The following is a 16,769-nucleotide window of genomic DNA, read 5'->3' as shown; positions in this document are numbered from 1 at the left end:
TCTCGTTTTCTTATGCGGTCTGCACGTTCCAGATATCGGCGGCATATTGCCTGATCGTCCGGTCCGACGAGAAGAAGCCGACATTGGCGGTGTTCCGGATCGCCATCGCGTCCCAGCGCGACCGATCCGCCCAGATCTTTTCGACCTTGGCCTGCGCCGCCCAATAGGCATCGAAATCGCGCGCCACCATGAACCAGTCATGGTCATAGAGCCCGCCGATCAGGTCGCGATAGCGATTGGGATCGTCCGGTGAGAACACGCCCGAGGAAATCGCCTCCAGCGCCTCACGCAGGCGCGGCGACTTGTCGATCGTGCCTCGCGGCACTTCGCTGCGGCTGCGCTTGTCTTCCACCTGCTCCGTCGTCAGCCCGAAGATGACGATATTGTCGTCGCCCACTTCCTTGTGCATCTCGACATTGGCGCCATCCATAGTGCCGATGGTAACAGCGCCATTGGCCATGAACTTCATATTACCGGTGCCCGAGGCTTCCATGCCCGCCGTCGAAATCTGCTCGGAAAGATCGGCCGCCGGCACGATCACCTCGGCAAGGCTGACATTGTAGTTCGGCAGGAACACAACCTTCAGGAGACCCCGTACCGCCGGATCATGATTGATCACCTTGGCCACGTCGTTGATCAGCTTGATGATCAGCTTGGCATTCCAATAACTCGGCGCCGCCTTGCCCGCGAAAATCTTCACCCGCGGTACCCAATCCTTCTCGGGATGGGCGCGGATTTCATCATAAAGCGCCACGGCATGAATGATGTTGAGCAACTGGCGCTTGTATTCGTGGATGCGCTTGATCTGCACGTCAAAGAGCGCATCGGCCGATACGGACACATTGATCCGCTCCTTGATCAGCTTGACCAGCCGCTCCTTGTTGGCGCGCTTAACCGCCGCGAACTGCTTCTGGAATCCCGGATCTTCGGCATGCGCACTAAGAGCGTGCAGCTTGTCGATATCGTCGAGGAAATCCGGCCCGATCCGCTCGCTGACGAGCTTGGTCAGCCCCGGATTGCACTGCATCAGCCAGCGCCGCGGCGTGATGCCATTGGTCTTGTTGTTGATGCGCTCCGGATAGAGCTTGTGGAGGTCCGCAAACACGGTCTGCTTCATCAATTCGGTATGGAGCGCGGAAACGCCATTGATCGAGTGCGAACCGGCAAAAGCCAGCTGCCCCATGCGCACGCGACGCCCGCCATGCTCGTCGATCAGCGAAACGGCCGCGATCTGCTGGTCCGTAAACTTGGCGCGGCCACGTGCCTCCGCCAGCACATCGGCATTGATCTGGTAGACGATCTGCATATGGCGCGGAAGTAGCCGTTCGAGCAGAGCCACCGGCCAGCTTTCGAGCGCCTCCGGCAGCAGGGTATGATTGGTATAGCCGAACGTGCCCTTGGTCAGCTTCCAGGCGTCAGCCCACTTGATCCCATTGTCATCGACGAGAATACGCATCAGTTCGGCCACCGAAATGGCGGGGTGCGTGTCGTTGAGCTGAATGGCGACCTTGTCCGGCAGCGAGCCGAGATCGCCATATTGCTGCAGATGCCGGCGGACGATGTCCTGCAGAGAGGCCGACGAGAAGAAGAATTCCTGCCGCAGACGCAGCTCCTGCCCAGCCGGCGTCGAGTCGGCCGGATAGAGAACCCGCGTAATCGCCCCCGCCTTGGCGCTTTCTTCGAGGGCGCCGATATGGTCGCCGGAATTGAACTTGTCGAGCAGGATCGGGTCGATCGGCTGCGCGCTCCAGAGCCGCAGCGTGTTCACGCGTGCACCGCGCCATCCAACGATCGGGGTGTCATAGGCCACCGCCAGCAGATGTTCGTTCGGCCGCCATTCGTGCCGCACCGTGCCGTCGGCATCGGTGATCGGCTCGACATGACCGCCAAAGCCAACCTCATAGGCGCTTTCGCGGCGTTCAAATTCCCATGGATTGCCATGAGCCAGCCAATCTTCCGGCAGCTCAACCTGCCAGCCCTCGCTCATTTCCTGGCGGAAAAGGCCATGCACATAGCGAATGCCATAGCCATAGGCCGGGATTTTCACCGACGACATGGACTCGAGGAAACACGCCGCAAGACGACCGAGACCACCATTGCCCAAGGCCGCATCGGGCTCGAGATTGATCAGGTCCCCGAGGTCGACATTGAGGTTCTTCAATGCCTGCTGCACAGGCTCCATCAGCCCGACATTGCTGATGGCGTCGCGCATCAGCCGGCCGATCAGGAACTCGAGGCTGAGATAATAGACGCGCTTGTTGGAGGTGCGCCAAGTCTCGCGCGAACTCTCCATCCAGCGGTCCATGATGCGGTCACGCACCGCCAGAATGGTGGCGCGCAACCAGTCATGCGGGCGCGCGACAATCGGATCCTTGCCGACCGAATAGATCAGCCTTTCAAGGATTTCCGCCTGTATGGCTTCAACGGTTGTGGCACGGGGCTCGGGCGTCGGAGCATCGTAGACGATCGGCTTTTGCGGCATATCGCAATCCAGTGTTCATGACGATGTTCCCCTCTAATGTGCTCACTCTTGCACTTAATTTGTGCATCGGAAAGCCCCCTTGGAGAGGAGAAAAATCAGGTCCCCTGTGCAGGGACGGAATGGGCCACGGCATCCTCGGCGCTCTCTTCGGAAACCGATACGCCGCTCTCGCGCGCCTGGTCCTGCGCATTGCTGATCAGCAATCGGTTGAGGTTCCGCCAGTCTTCGCCGCCCAGCTGCAGCTCGAACCGCTGGCGGTCGCGCGCCCGCACGCCCTCGATGATTTCGCTGGCTTCCTCCGCGCTCGCACCGAGCATGGTGATGGCCTCGCCACCAAAGATAACGGCCGATTCGAAGGTTTCGCGCAGTTGGTATTCGACGCCCGCCCGGATCAGCTCGATGCCGTGCGGACGGTCGAATGCGCGCGCCATGACCCGCGCCAGCGGAAATTCATCGCGCAGCAATTCGGCGATGCGCGTCGTCTGCTCGCGCTGTTCCGTGCAGATCAGAATGAGGTCCGCCGTGCTCGCGCCAGCAGCACGCAGAATATCGAGTCGCGTGCCGTCACCGTAATAGACCTTGAACCCGATCTGCGCCGCGGCGCGGATCATGTCCGTATCATTGTCGATGATCGAAACCGAATGGCGCATGGCCAGCAGCGGCTGGCTGGCAATCTGCCCGAAGCGCCCGAAACCGATGATCAGCACCCGGCTATTGAGCCCATCGGCCGTCTCGACGCCATCCATCGATTCCACGCGCTTGGGCATGAAATAGCGCAGGCCGATCATGGCGAATGGCGTCAGCACCATGGAAATGATGACCGTCGCCGTGAAGATCGCATTGCTCGGCCCATCGATCAGCCCTGCCGCAACGGCGGTCGTATAGAGCACGAAGGCGAATTCGCCGCCCTGCCCCATCAGCACCGCCCGCTCCAGCGCCTCGCCATGCCCCGAGCGCAGCAGCCGCGCGATCACATAGATCGCGACCGCCTTGACGATCATGAAGGCCAGCACGCTGACTGCAATAAGCTGCCAGTTCTCCCCGACGATCCCGAGATCGAGCGACATGCCCACGGCCAGGAAGAAGAGCCCGAGCAAAAGCCCGCGAAACGGCTCGATATCGGCCTCAAGCTGGTGCCTGAACGTCGAGGTCGACAACAACACACCCGCAAGAAACGCGCCCATGGCCATGGAAAGTCCGCTGACCTGGAACAACAGCGCCGCGCCCAGAACCACCAGCAGCGCCGCCGCGGTCATCACCTCGCGCACCTTGGACGAGGCAAGAATGGCAAAGAACGGATTCATCACTCGCCGCCCGAGCACGATCAGCAGCAGGATGGCGCCGATGGCACTACCAAAACCCACGAGACGCGTCAGCACGGACTGGTCTTCCGTAGCGGGCGCAAGAAACGCCACCACGGCCAAAAGCGGCACGATAGCGAGGTCTTCGAGCAGCAGGATGGACACCATCTTCTGCCCGCTTTCCGAAGCCAACTCCCCACGCTCCGCCAATATCTGCATCACGATCGCTGTCGAGGTCAGCACGAAGCCCATGCCGAAAATGAAGGCCACGACAGGCGCAAAGCCAAGCAGCAGCCCGACACCGGTCAGCAACAATCCGCAACAGGCGACCTGAATGACACCAAGCCCGAAAATCTGCTTGCGTAGGGCCCAGAGCTTGCTCGGCTCCATTTCGAGCCCGATGATAAAAAGAAACAGCACAACGCCCAGTTCGGCCAGATGCAGCACTGAGCTTGGATCGGTGATCAGCCCGATCCCGGACGGGCCCAGCAAGAGCCCCGCTGCCAGATAGCCCAGCACCGAGCCTAGCCCGATACGCCGAAACAACGGAACGGCGACGACACCGGCGGCGAGAAGAGCCACGATGGGAACCAGATCGACGCCACTGCTATGCGCAGCCTCGGCTGCATGGATGACAGCTTCTCCGGCCATGATTCGTAATCCCCGTCTCGTCCTGGTCAGAACGACACTGGTGCGCAGATTCACTTTCCGTCAAGGCTTCGGGCTGCAAGGGTGCCCCGCGCCGAAAAACGCTAGGAAGATGTCTCGACCCCGGTCGGCGCCGTTCCCTCAGGCGGCTCCATGCGCTCCTGCTTGCGCTTTTCCGCGCTGTCCTCGGCTTCCTGCCGCTGTTCCCGGATAGCCTGTGCCGCATTGGCCAGCAGCGCCTCGCGCTCGGTCATCCTGCTCGTGCGCCGCACCGGCCGCTTCGGCATCACCGGCTTGCTTGGCAGCGTATGGGTCAGGATCGAGGTCGCAATCAGCAGCGTCGGCACGGCCACAAGCCCGCCGACCGGCCCCCAGGCCCAGAGCCAGAAGGTGATCGAGAGAAAGATCACGAAGGGATTGAGCGTCATCGTCCGCCCGATGAAATGCGGCGTAACGATCTGCCCCTCGACGAAATTGACGCCCATATAGCACAGCGCCGGCAACACGATCTGTTCCAGCCGCGTCTGCGTCCCGAGCCCAACAGCCAACAGGATCAGGATCATCGTGCCCTGACCCACATAGGGAATATAGTTGAGCACCGCCGCCAGCGCCCCCCAGAGGATCGGCGAGGGCATGCCGATGGCCCACATCACCAGCGTCACCGCCACCCCGACGCAGCAATTGATGAAGGTGATCGACAGCAGGAAGCGGCTGACCTTGGCCTCGACATCGCGAAACACATGCGCTGTCCGCCACCGCATTTTTCGCGTCACGCACAACGACAGGACCGAAATGCGGATATGATCGCGCGTCGCAACGAAGAAATAGAGACTGGCCAGAAAGATCAGGATTTGCGCCAGCAAAGCCGGCGCCAACAGCGCCACGCTCGTCACCGCGCTGCCATCCTCGACATTGACATTCATCGCCGCCGAGCCGCCGCCGAAAACTTCGCTGAGCTGCGACTGGAACTGCGAAAACGTCTCCAGCGGCTCCTTGAGATTGGCCAATTGCCCCTGCAACTTTTCCCAGATCAACGGCGCCCGCGCCACCCATTCGCTAAGCGGCAGGGCGAAGGCCACGATTCCCGCGCCGATGACCCCAAGCAGCAGCAAGACAACCACGGCCGCAGAAAGCGCCGGCGGCACCCCTACCCTTTCCAGCCGATCGGCCACCGGCCCGAACATCAGCCCAATGACAATGGCCAGCGTCACCGGCGCCAGAAACACCTGCGCTGCCTGCAAGACAAACAGCAGCACCACGGCCCCGATTGCCACCACCGACAGCCGCGCAGCATTGTCGAGCACACGCTCGAACTGGCTTTCATTCATGTCGTCAGGCGGAGATGGGGCTTTCATGACAGCTTTCGGGGCTTGGTGACGCTGCCCCTACAACGTTGCCTGTCAATGAGCGTTCCTTTGGCGCTTTGCCCAGTCGACCGCCGCTTCGGGCCTCGCTAAAGTCCCGGCGTTTTCATCCGGTTTGTCCAGGGACTATCCATGCCGCGCAAGATCATTATCGACACCGACCCCGGTCAGGACGACGCCGTCGCCATCCTTCTGGCGCTGGCCTCCCCCGAGGATTTTGACGTCCTCGGCGTCGTCGCCGTGGCCGGCAATGTCGGCCTCCACCACAATGCCACCAATGCGCGCAAGATAGTCGAACTCGCCGGCCGCTCCGATGTCCCGGTCTATGCCGGCTGCGCCCGCCCCATGCGCCGCACGCTCGTCACCGCCGAGCACGTCCACGGCGATACCGGCCTTAATGGCCCCGACCTGCCGACACCAAAGATCGAGCTACAGCCCCAGCACGGCGTCGACTACATCATCGAAACACTGCTTACGGCCGAACCCAAGACCATCACGCTCTGCACCCTCGGCCCACTGACCAATATCGGCATGGCGCTCGTGAAGGAGCCAAAAATCGCCGAGCGCGTCGCCGAAATCGTCATGATGGGCGGCGCCTATTTCGAAGTCGGCAACATCACCCCGGCCGCCGAATTCAACATCTATGTCGACCCGGAAGCCGCCGACATCGTCTTCCGCAGCGGCATCAAGATCACCGTGCTACCGCTTGATGTGACTCATCAAATCCAGTCGACCCCCGCCCGCCTCAACGCGATTCTGGCGCTCGGCAACCGCTCCGGCCAGGCCGTCTATGACATGCTCAGCTTCTCCGAAGGGTTCGATCTCAAGAAATACGGCTGGGAAGGCGCCCCGCTCCACGATCCCACGGTGATCGCCTATCTCATCGACCCCACCCTCTTCGAAGGCCGCGAATGCAACGTGACCATCGAGACGGCGAGTGAACTGACAGTCGGCATGACCGTCACCGACTACTGGCACGTCACCGACAAGCCGCGTAACGCGACCTACCTGCGCAACGGCAACGCCGAGGGCTTTTACAAGCTCCTCACCGAACGCCTCGCGCGTTTGCCGTAAATCGATCGAGCGCAAGCACTCCCCACACCCACAAGTGTCATCCCCGCGAAAGCGGGGACCTCCGTTTCATATCCGCAGAAAACAGAGGTTCCTGCTTCCGCGGGAATGACACGAGTTTGCGTTGCGGCGTCCACTCCCCCTCCTTCGTCATTGCCGGGCTCGTCCCGGCAATCCATCTCTCCTCCGCATGAGGTTGGGTCTAGCCACCCAACTCCACCTCCCGCGTAACCCCGATATTCTCCAAAAACGTCCGATCATGGCTGATCACCAGGATCGCCCCATCGAACGCCCTGAGCCCGGCCTCGATCTTCTCCACCGCCTCGACATCGAGATGATTGGTCGGTTCATCGAGCACCAACAGCATCGGCGGCGTCTTCCCGCCCACCGCGCAGGCCAGCCCCGCCCGCAGCATCTCCCCGCCGCTCAGCGTCCCGACCTTCTGCAGCGCCGCATCGGCCCTGAAACTGAACGCGGCCAGCAATGACCGACAATCATTCTCCGAACTCTCGGGATTGAGCCGCCAGAAATTCTCGACAATGCTCTCGCCCCGATCCAGCAGCCCCACCTGCTGATCGAGCAGCGCCATCGGCCCACCAATCTGCACCGACCCCGCAAAAGGCGCCAACTGCCCGGTAAGCAGCTTGATCAGTGTCGTCTTCCCGGCCCCATTCGGTCCGGTCACCGCCACCCGCTCCGGCCCGATGATCTCCATATCGAAATTCCGGATTGTCGGCGCCGCCTCGTCATAGCCACCGGTCAATCCGCTCGCCCGCAAAACCACCTTGCTGGCCGGCAGATTGCTCGGGGCAAGCTTGACCGCAAATGGGGTAAGCACCTCGATCCGCTCCCGCGCCGCCCGCGCCTGCTCGTTCGCCGCGCTGGTCCTCTTCTCCGCGAGCGTATCGAGTCCACCGGCCGTTTCCTCCGCTCGTCGCTTCAGGCCGCCAAGCAGGATTTTTGGCATATCCCCCTTGGCACCCTTCTTCCGCCCACCGGCATCCCGCTGCGCCTGCCGCTCCCGCGACTCCTGCGCCTTGCGCGCCACATCGCGCACCTGCCGCTCGGCCACATCGCGATCATGCTCCGCCGCTTGCAGCTCCAGCGCCTTGCGCTCGCGATAAAGGCTCCACCCACCGCCATAGGTTTTCGCGCCCAGCGTCGTCAGCTCAACAATCGCATCAACTTGTTCAAGCAAACCACGATCGTGACTCACGACAATCGCTGCCCCGCGCCACCCCGCCAGCAATTCCGCCACCGCCGCGCGACCCTCGGTATCGAGATTATTCGTCGGCTCATCGAGCAGGATCAGGTCCGGCTCGGCAAAGACCAAAGCCGCCAGTGCCGCCCGCGTCCTCTGCCCGCCCGATAATGTGGACAGCAGCGTCTCCGCCGTCACCGGCAATCCCAACTGGGCCAGCGCTTCATCAAGCCGCGCCTCCAGCGTCCAGTCGGCCTCGGCCAGTTCATCGACACTGGCCTCCCCGCTCATCGCCTTGGCGAGCAGAACCAGCCCCTCGCGAACCCCAAAGAGATCGGCAATGGTCTCGCCCTCGCCAGGCTGCACCTGCTGCCGCAGCACGCCCATGCGGCCCGTACCGCTGATGGAGCCGCCACTCGGCGTTAGCTCGCCAGCGATCAGCCGCAGCAGCGTGGTCTTGCCCACGCCGTTGCGCCCCACAAGGCCTGTGCGGCCCGGGCCAAAGGTCAGATCGAGATCGGAAAAGAGTTTGTGGCCGTCAGGACCGGTATAGGAAAGATGCGAAATCGTTACGGAAACGGGCATGGATCGAGAATTCTCCAAGGGCAAGGCAGGTCGGCATTGCGTTGGAGAAGCGTTCCATCAGGCACCATCCGGTCGAGTTACGATGCCCCATAAATAGCGCAGCGACAGGCAGCGTCAACCGCCCTCTGGCAAATCGCCGCCCCCGGGAGTAGTGTCCGGCCTCTCTTTTAGCCGGACTGCCCCCATGGATCTCTTCACCCTCGCCGCCTTCACTGTCGCCTATGCCATCGCCGTGCTCGTGCCCGGCCCCGGCGTAGCCGCAGTGGTCGCCCGCGCGCTGGGCGGCGGCTTCAAGGGGGCCTTCCCCATGGTCCTCGGCATCCTCGCCGGCGATCTCGTCTACTTCGTCTTCGCCGTCTTCGGCCTTGCCGCCATTGCCACCTGGTTCGGCCCGATCTTCGTCATCGTCCGCTGGGCCGGCGCGGCATATCTGCTCTACATCGCGTACAAATTCTGGACGGCAAAACCCGGCGCCGAGCAGATGAAGCCCAAGAACGAAGACCCCTGGAAGACCTTCCTCGCCGGCTTCTCCCTCACCATGGGCAACCCCAAGACCATCGTCTTCTATCTCGCCATCCTGCCCACCGTGATTCCGCTCGACCAGATGAACCCCGTCGCCTTCATCGAACTGACCGCCATTGTGGTCATCGTGTTGCTGCTGATCGGCTGCGGCTATGCCTGGCTTGCCTCCGCCGCCCGCGAAATGTTCAGAAGTGAAAAGGCCCTGGGCCGCCTCAACAAGACCGCCGGCGCCATGATGGCCACCGCCGCCGGCCTCGTCGTCTTGCAGCATTAACAACCAGCTAACCAATTCTTGCCATGCTTTCCCCATGGGAAAGCTCAGCACCATAGCGAACATGTCGCGCTACGATCAGATGCAGTACTACCGCGCCAAGCGGAAGGACGCCTATTCGCAAATGCAGACACTGAATAGCCAGGCATCGAGCCTCGTCTCGGTGAAGATCTCCGAAGCCCAGGGCATGGGAAATCTTGCTGCCAAGATCGCCTACCAGCGCGGCACCAACAAAACGGCCTAAGCCGTCTCCTCGACCCGCCTGACCCGTCGCAACAACGGCGAAAGTTCCACCGGCGGCTTCTGCTCGATCCGCTGGTAGATCCGTCCGTCCTTGCTGCGCACGGCATAGCCCAGAGACACCAGCGCCCGCCTTAGCAACGCATGGTCGCCAAAGCTGGCCCACACCGTCAGTAGCGCCGTCATCTCAGCATCAGAATAGATCCGGCCTGCCTCCATTCGGCTCCACAGCGCCCAAAGACAAAGCGGCTGCAAACTGTTCTTCGCCGGCCAGCGCATGAGCACACCGCGCTCATCAAAATGCCGCGCCACCCGCTCGATCAGCTCAGAATCAGGCTTCGGTGCCACCGGCACCTGCTCGGCGGCATAGCTCTCGGCCCGGAAATGCTGGTAGTTCTTGTAACCCGCAGACTTGCTCAAGAGATTGAGCATTTCCACATGGCCCACCGGCGCCTGGTGCTGCGCCAGCGCCTCCCGCAGGGCGCGGGCAAAAGCCGAGAGATCGGCAATAGTCAGTGCGTGAATTTCTCGCGACATGTCACATCCTTGTACATGCCTCAACCGCCCGTTCGGCAGTGTCGATGGTCACCGGCTTTCGACGAGGCACAAGGACGTTCCTGTCGGTATTCTCTAAAGCAGGTTTAGCTTCCCTCGCGGGACGGCGACGCCTCGGTGAACTGCAGACCGTGCCCCCGAAATACCCCGACGGCCTCGGAAACTCAAGACACCTAGCCCGCCACACCCTCCGGCAACCGGGGCTGCGCCGCCAGCAGCGCACGCGTATAGTCATGCCGCGGCGAGGCCAGCACCTCTTCGACCGCACCTTCTTCGACGATCCGCCCCTCGTTCATCACCACGACGCGATCGCTGACATGCTGCACCACGCCCAGGTCATGCGACACGAAGACGATCGTCAGCCCCAGCCTGCGCTTCAAATCCAGCAGCAAGTCCAGCACCTGCGCCTGCGTCGACACATCGAGCGCCGAAACCGGCTCGTCGCAGACGAGAATTTCCGGCTCCATCGCCAGCGCCCGCGCAATCGCCACGCGCTGCCGCTGCCCGCCCGACAATTGGCGCGGACGTCGCGACAGATGCGCTTCCGATAGTCCCACCGACTTCAGCAGCGCCAGCCGCCGCTCCGCCCAGCTTGACCTGTCGAACTCACGCGCTTCGAGCGCCTCATCGAGAATGCGCTCCACTGTAAACCGTGGATCGAACGCACTCATCGGGTCCTGTGAAACCAATTGCACCAGATGCCGCAACGGCCGCCGCTGCCGCTCATGCAGAGCGGACCAGTCTGCCCCCTTCAGCGTCACCGAGCCACTATCCGGCGCCTCCAGCCCCATGATCAACCGCGCCAGCGTCGTCTTGCCGCTGCCCGAAGCCCCGACAATCCCGAGCGTCTCGCCCGCCACCACGGTCAGCGAGACATCATCCACCGCCGCCCGCTTGCCAAAGACCCGTACGGCCTCGCCAACCTCCAGCACCGGCAATCGCGGCACTATGCCGACACTCTCGGTCGCCTCGCCTCCGCTCCCCGTCACCAGCGACAGCCCGCGCGTCCGCGCCGACGGAATGGCCGCCAGCAGCGCCCGCGTATAGTCATTTTGCGGATTGGCGAAAATCTGCGTCGGCGTGCCGCTCTCGACGGCCACGCCGTCCTTCATGACGATGATGCGATCAGCCAGTTCGGCCACCACCGCCAGATCGTGCGAAATCAGCAGCAGCGCCTTGCCCGCCTGCTTCATGCCGTTGAGCAGCTTCAGGATTTGCGCCTGCACCACCACATCGAGCGCCGTCGTCGGCTCGTCCGCGATCAGCAGCCCGGGATCGCCAGACAGCGCCGAAGCAATCAGCGCCCTCTGCCGCAAGCCGCCCGACAATTGATGGGCATAGGCATCCAACCGGGATTGAGCATCGCCGATCCCCACCTGTGTCAGCAGTTCAACGACACGCCCCTTGATCTCACCACGCGGCAATAGGCGATGCCGCTCGATGGTCTCTGCAACCTCCCTGCCGATCTTTCGCAAGGGATCGAGCGACACCAGCGCATCCTGCAGCACGAAGCCGATATTCCGCCCCCGCACCCCCAACCAGTCGCGCTGCGACAGCTTCAGCAGTTCCCGCCCTCCAAGACTGACACTGCCCTCAACCAGCGCATTGTCTCCGGCAAGCCCGACCAGCGCCCGCGCCGTCGCCGACTTGCCCGATCCGGACTCGCCAACAATGGCGACACACTCCCCTGCAGCGAGCGAAAAGCTCAAGCCGCGCACCGCCTGCACGTCCTCCTCATGCGAACGGCCGACAAAGCGAATGGAGAGATCGCGTACTTCAAGCAGCGCCATCACGCCCTCCCATCGGTCAAGGCCTTGATGTACCGCCCAAGCACGGTGGTCGAAATGATCGTCGCCGTCGCAAACACGCCCGGGAAAATCCCGACCCACCAGCCGCGCCTCAGATAACCCTGCCCTTCGGAGAGCATCAGCCCCCATTCCGGCGTCGGCGCCTTTGGCCCGAGCCCGAGATAGCTCAGCGCCGCCGATTGCAGGATGGCGCTACCGATCCCCAGCGTCGAGAGCACGATCAGCGGCCCTACGGTATTGGGCAGAATGTGCCGCAAGAGCGTCCGCATCGGCGGCTGACCCAATACGCGCGCCGCCTCCACATAGCCCGACGTCCGCACCACCATCACCTGCGCCCGCACGATGCGCGCATAGCCGGGAATGGAAGCAATCGCGATGGCGATGAGAATATTGGTCACGCCCGTGCCCAAAAACGCCACCACGGCCATCGACATAAGAAGGCCCGGAAAGGCCAAAAGCACATCGATAACCCGCATCAGCGCCAGATCAATAAACCCACCAGCCACACCGGCACTGAGCCCAATGACAATCCCTGCTGCCACCGCCAGCGCCGTAGCGCACAGCCCGATATAGAGCGAATAGCTCGCGCCATGCACCACGCGCGAAAAGATATCGCGCCCGAGCTGATCGGTCCCAAAGATATGCGCCCAGGACGGCGGCTTCAGCGAAGCAAGCAGATCAGGCGCATAGGGATCGTAAGGCGCCACAAAGCCCGGCGCCACGGCACATACAGCCATGAACGCCAGGATCAGCCCCGCCAGCACCACGCCAAACGGCACGCGTCCACGCCGCAAACGGCCTGCCGCTTCGCCGGCGCCGCCCATTTCGATGGAAAGATTGGTCATGCGCGGGCTCGCAAACGCGGATCGACGACGCGATAGAGCAGATCGACGATGATATTGATGGTCACAAAGACGAAGGCCGAAAACAGAACGACGCCGAGCACAACTGGAATGTCCTGATTGCGCACCGCCTGCAGCGTGATCCGCCCCAGCCCCGGCCGTCCAAACACCTGCTCGGTAATGATTGCCCCAGCCAGCAGCGCCCCAAATGTCTCGGCCGCAATAGTCAATGCTGGGATCAGCGCATGCCGTAAGGCATGCCGCCAGCGTACCGCCCATAGGGACAGTCCCCGCGTCCGCGCCGTCAGCGCAAAAGGCTGCTCCAGCGCCTGATCCATCTCATTGCGCATCACCTGGCTCAGCGTTCCGAAGAGCGCAATGCCCAGCGTCGCCACCGGCAACACGAGGGATTTCCACCCCTGATCGCCCACCACCGGAAAGATTGGCCACTGAAACGAAAAGAAGGTGAGAAGCAGCAGCCCGATCCAGAAGGCCGGCGTCGAAACGCTCACCAGTTCCAGCGACGAAATCACCCGCCGCAGCCAATTGTCCCGCCCAGCCGTCGCCAGCGTCGCCAACACCGCCAGCGAAAAAGCCAGCAACACCGCAAGGCTCGCGAGCGTAATCGTCGAACCCAGTTCACTGGTAATGATGGAAACCACCGTCCGCCGCTGCTGATACGACGTGCCGAGATCGCCGGTCACCGTGCGAGACACAAACCCCGCATATTGCTGCCAGAGCGGCTGATCGAGCCCGAAATCGGCGCGAATGCGATCGCGCATTTCCGGCGTAACCGTGCTGTCGGCCCCATAGATCACCTGCACGGGATCGCTGGGCAGCAGTTGCAACACGATGAATGCTAGAGAAGCGGCGGCCCAGAGGACCGCCGCTCCCGCCAGAAGGCGTGTGAAAAGTTCTTTGGCCAAGGCCAAGTCGAAAATCCTACTGCTGCAGCCAGACGTCGTAATAGCTGCCGACCTGGCCCGAAGTGCCGAAGGTCACACCCTGCACGCGATTGTTGACCGCGATCAAGACCTGCGGATTGGCAATCGGGATCAGGTAGGCATTGTCCTTGATGATCTCCTGAGCCTTCACATAGTGCCCGATGCGTTCGTCACGATCGGTCGTTGCCAGGGCCGCTTCAAGCTCGGCATCCAGCGCGGGATCGTTCACAAAGCCCCAATTGGTGTTGGTTTCCCAAAGCTGCTCGGACTGGAATGCACCGAACAGCAGGTTCGGTTCAGCCGCCGACTGCGAGGTGTCGACAAGGTCATATTCATTGGCCTTGAAGCGTGCATCCACCGTGGCGAAATCGAGCACTTCGCGGGTGAATTCAACGCCGATCTGCTGCAGATTGGCCTGGATACCCTGCGCGAACAGCTCACGCTGCTGGTTGTTCCAGTTCACGGCCGACAGGCTAACGAGGCTCAGGCGCGCGCCATCCTTTTCGCGAATGCCATCCGAACCGACCACCCAGCCGGCCTCATCGAGCAGCGCCGCGGCAGCCGCCGGATCATACGACCACGAGCCTTCGAGCTTGGCGTCATAGCCAAACGAAATCCCCGGCGTCAGCGCCGAATAGGCCGGCGTAGCAGTGCCGAGGAAGACGGCTTCGATCAGCGCCGGATAATCGACACCAATGCGCAGCGCTTCGCGCACCTTCACATCAGCCAAAGCAGGCTTGGACTGATTGACCCAGAACGACCATGGAATACCCGGCTGTTCGGTGCGAAGCAGCGTCAGGTTGGCATTGGCTTCCACGTCTTCCACCGCAATGGCCGGAACACCGGTCGCAATATCAGCCTGATCGGATTCCACCGCACCAACACGCACCGCATCTTCAGTCAGGAAACGCAGCTCAACGCGATCAAGATAGGCCGCCCCATCGTGCACCGCATTCTCCGGCGCCCAGGCATAGGCATCGTTGCGCTCAAGGATCAGGTCCTGCCCCGAAGTACGCGCAACCACCTTGAACGGCCCCGAACCCACGGTGATATCAGGACCACCCGTGCAGCGATCTTCCTTGGAATATTTTTCGATAGAAGCCGGCGAGACAAAGCCCAGCACTGGCTCGCTCAGATCATGCAGCAGCGGACTATAGGCCGACTTCAGCGTCACGGTGACCACATTGCCATCGACGGCAACGCTCTCGACCGGCACACCACCGGCACCCTTGTCATCGACCCAACGCTGCAGGTTCACGCGCACCGCTTCCGCATCGAGCGCAGTGCCGTCATGGAACAGCACGCCGTCGCGAATGGTGAAGGCATAGGTCAGGCCATCGTCCGAAATCGACCATTCGCTGGCGATCCACGGATGGAACTGACCTTCCAAGTCTTCCGAGACGAGACGATCATAGACGTCCTGCAGGGCTGTCTGCGTATTGCGCGACGAGCCTTCGTTCTGGTCGAGGCAGAGCGGCTCATAGGTCACCACGCGCAGCGTTCCGCCGGTCTGGGCATCCTGGGCGAAACTCGGCACAGCGGCGAGCATCGTCCCGCAAAGCAACAGCGAAAGACCTCGTGCAACCGTCTTGGTCATCTTCTTCTCCTGATCACCGCGGCATTCCCCGCAGCCCCTTAACTCTGCAAAATCCTACCAAAGGAGTCGAGAAAAGCGCTTGCGCGCCATGGCGTTGCTGGCGGCACCGTTTTCCAATTTCGGCATCCAAGCCGAAATCAGATCGTACCACAACACGGATTCTATCCGTGGGCATGCGGGTCGCCATGTCAGGGAGAAAGATGGTGCGCCCAGAGGGACTTGAACCCCCAACCAGACCGTTATGAGCGGTCGGCTCTAACCATTGAGCTATAGGCGCATCTGGGTTTTCCTAGGGTCTGACACTGCGAGTGGCAAGCTGATTTTCTCGACTACCCGCAATTGTGCCCTTCAAACTTCGGGGCCAGATGGGAATGCTGGCGCGGTTAAATCACGATTGGACGGCAGAGGCCCGGAATCGCCAAATCCTTTTGATTTTCTGCGAGTGCTTGCGTTTTATCGAGTGAGTCACGCCCTAGCGGGCAACAATAACCTCGACGCCGCGCTTCTCGAACTGTGCACGATCTTCGTCGGCAATGCCGTCATCGGTTATCAGTGTGTGCACCAATTCCACTCCTCCGAGAGCAGAAAACGATACGCGCCCGATCTTGGTGGAATCAGCCAGCAGATAGACATGCGAGGCGGCCTTCACCATGGCCCGCTTGACATAAATGTCCCCGATCGCGGGATAAGTCAGGCCCACATCGAACGACACGCCCGCCGTCGCCAAAAACAGCTTCTGCGCATAGATCCCGACGAAGAATTCGACCGACTTCTCTCCGGAAAGGCTCAGCGTCGGCGCCTTGAACTGTCCTGCAGGCATATGCACCGTATTGGTCGGGATCGCCCCCAGGATCAGCGCAATGTTCAGCGCATTGGTGATAATATTAAGATCCTGCCGCGGCTTCAGATTTTCGGCGAACTGCGTCGTCGTCGTACCCGAGTCGATAATTAGTGTATCGTTGTTGGCAACCAGCGCCGCCGCCGCCATGCCGATGGCGCGCTTCTTGTCCATGTTCTGCACATGCTGCAGCGTCATCGACTGCACCTGCTGGGGTATGGACTTCAGATAAGCCCCGCCATGCTCGCGGGTAATATTGCCGTCGGCCTCAAGCCGTTCGAGATCCTGGCGGATAGTCGCCTCGGAAACACCGAATGCTGACGAAAGATCGCGAACCCTCGCGCTTCCTTCTTCTTGCAGCCATTCGAGAATGCGCATGCGCCGCGGTTCGGCCAGCAATTGCGGCGCGGCACCAGATTGTGTCTCGCTAGCGGCCCGACGTCCGCCTCTCGGTTTCTGCGCCATTTATCCCCACCCTCTTTATCTCGCCACCATATCGC

General features: G+C 61.8%; 13 protein-coding genes and 1 tRNA gene. 3 read left to right on the top strand and 11 right to left on the bottom strand.

All coding sequences use genetic code 11. The features are described from left to right. Nucleotides 1-10: 10 nt before the first annotated feature. The 3 genes from J7557_RS02040 to J7557_RS02030 all read right to left on the bottom strand — a co-directional run bounded on the left by J7557_RS02040 (nt 11) and on the right by J7557_RS02030 (nt 5,786). The gene (locus J7557_RS02040; protein ID WP_291416843.1) at nt 11-2,482 is read right to left on the bottom strand and encodes a glycogen/starch/alpha-glucan phosphorylase; all 2,472 of its coding nucleotides are present in this window, start codon (nt 2,480-2,482) and stop codon (nt 11-13) included. Between the two features lie 95 nt (nt 2,483-2,577). Further along, nucleotides 2,578-4,434, bottom strand: a complete 1,857-nt coding sequence (locus tag J7557_RS02035; RefSeq protein WP_291416841.1) for a monovalent cation:proton antiporter-2 (CPA2) family protein — start codon at nt 4,432-4,434, stop codon at nt 2,578-2,580. A 101-nt stretch (nt 4,435-4,535) separates the two neighbouring features. Further along, nucleotides 4,536-5,786, bottom strand: a complete 1,251-nt coding sequence (locus J7557_RS02030; protein ID WP_291416839.1) for an AI-2E family transporter — start codon at nt 5,784-5,786, stop codon at nt 4,536-4,538. Nucleotides 5,787-5,927: 141 nt separating this feature from the next. On the opposite strand from J7557_RS02030, the gene J7557_RS02025 reads away from it, so the two are divergent. Beyond that, nucleotides 5,928-6,869 carry a nucleoside hydrolase gene (locus J7557_RS02025; protein ID WP_291416837.1) on the top strand — a complete coding sequence of 314 codons (942 nt, stop codon included), beginning with the start codon at nt 5,928-5,930 and terminating at the stop codon, nt 6,867-6,869. Between the two features lie 199 nt (nt 6,870-7,068). Here the strand turns inward: J7557_RS02025 and J7557_RS02020 are convergent, their stop codons facing one another. Continuing rightward, nucleotides 7,069-8,652, bottom strand: a complete 1,584-nt coding sequence (locus tag J7557_RS02020; RefSeq protein ID WP_291416835.1) for an ABC-F family ATP-binding cassette domain-containing protein — start codon at nt 8,650-8,652, stop codon at nt 7,069-7,071. Nucleotides 8,653-8,836: 184 nt separating this feature from the next. Between J7557_RS02020 and J7557_RS02015 the strand changes: the two genes are divergently transcribed. Together J7557_RS02015 and J7557_RS02010 are read left to right on the top strand one after the other, a co-directional pair. Continuing rightward, entirely contained in the window at nt 8,837-9,448 is a 612-nt protein-coding gene (locus J7557_RS02015; RefSeq protein ID WP_291416833.1) for a LysE family translocator, read from the top strand. A gap of 34 nt (nt 9,449-9,482) precedes the next feature. Next, nucleotides 9,483-9,689: a hypothetical protein gene (locus J7557_RS02010; protein WP_291416831.1), complete on the top strand. Its 207-nt coding sequence runs from the start codon at nt 9,483-9,485 to the stop codon at nt 9,687-9,689. Here the strand turns inward: J7557_RS02010 and J7557_RS02005 are convergent. The 7 genes from J7557_RS02005 to J7557_RS01975 all read right to left on the bottom strand — a co-directional run bounded on the left by J7557_RS02005 (nt 9,686) and on the right by J7557_RS01975 (nt 16,734). Beyond that, nucleotides 9,686-10,222 carry a DUF2087 domain-containing protein gene (locus J7557_RS02005; protein ID WP_291416830.1) on the bottom strand — a complete coding sequence of 179 codons (537 nt, stop codon included), beginning with the start codon at nt 10,220-10,222 and terminating at the stop codon, nt 9,686-9,688. The genes J7557_RS02010 and J7557_RS02005 overlap by 4 nt on opposite strands. 191 nt (nt 10,223-10,413) lie before the next feature. Continuing rightward, complete coding sequence (locus tag J7557_RS02000) at nt 10,414-12,030, bottom strand: ABC transporter ATP-binding protein (RefSeq protein WP_291416828.1); 1,617 nt, start codon at nt 12,028-12,030, stop codon at nt 10,414-10,416. After that, nucleotides 12,030-12,893 (bottom strand): ABC transporter permease, encoded by an 864-nt coding sequence (locus tag J7557_RS01995; protein WP_291416826.1) that lies wholly within the window; start codon nt 12,891-12,893, stop codon nt 12,030-12,032. Before J7557_RS01995 ends, J7557_RS02000 begins: the two co-directional genes overlap by 1 nt. Beyond that, complete coding sequence (locus J7557_RS01990; RefSeq protein WP_291416824.1) at nt 12,890-13,816, bottom strand: ABC transporter permease; 927 nt, start codon at nt 13,814-13,816, stop codon at nt 12,890-12,892. Before J7557_RS01990 ends, J7557_RS01995 begins: the two co-directional genes overlap by 4 nt. Nucleotides 13,817-13,832: 16 nt before the next feature. Beyond that, on the bottom strand, nt 13,833-15,431 hold the full coding sequence (locus tag J7557_RS01985; protein WP_291416823.1) for an ABC transporter substrate-binding protein: 1,599 nt from the start codon (nt 15,429-15,431) through the stop codon (nt 13,833-13,835). A gap of 201 nt (nt 15,432-15,632) precedes the next feature. Then, nucleotides 15,633-15,708 (bottom strand) — tRNA-Ile (locus J7557_RS01980). Between the two features lie 195 nt (nt 15,709-15,903). Then, nucleotides 15,904-16,734 (bottom strand): DeoR/GlpR family DNA-binding transcription regulator, encoded by an 831-nt coding sequence (locus J7557_RS01975; protein WP_291416821.1) that lies wholly within the window; start codon nt 16,732-16,734, stop codon nt 15,904-15,906. Nucleotides 16,735-16,769: the final 35 nt, after the last annotated feature.

Source organism: Devosia sp., assembly GCF_017744655.1.
Taxonomy (GTDB): Bacteria; Pseudomonadota; Alphaproteobacteria; order Rhizobiales; family Devosiaceae; genus Devosia.
This window is presented reverse-complemented; position numbering and strand designations above follow the sequence as displayed.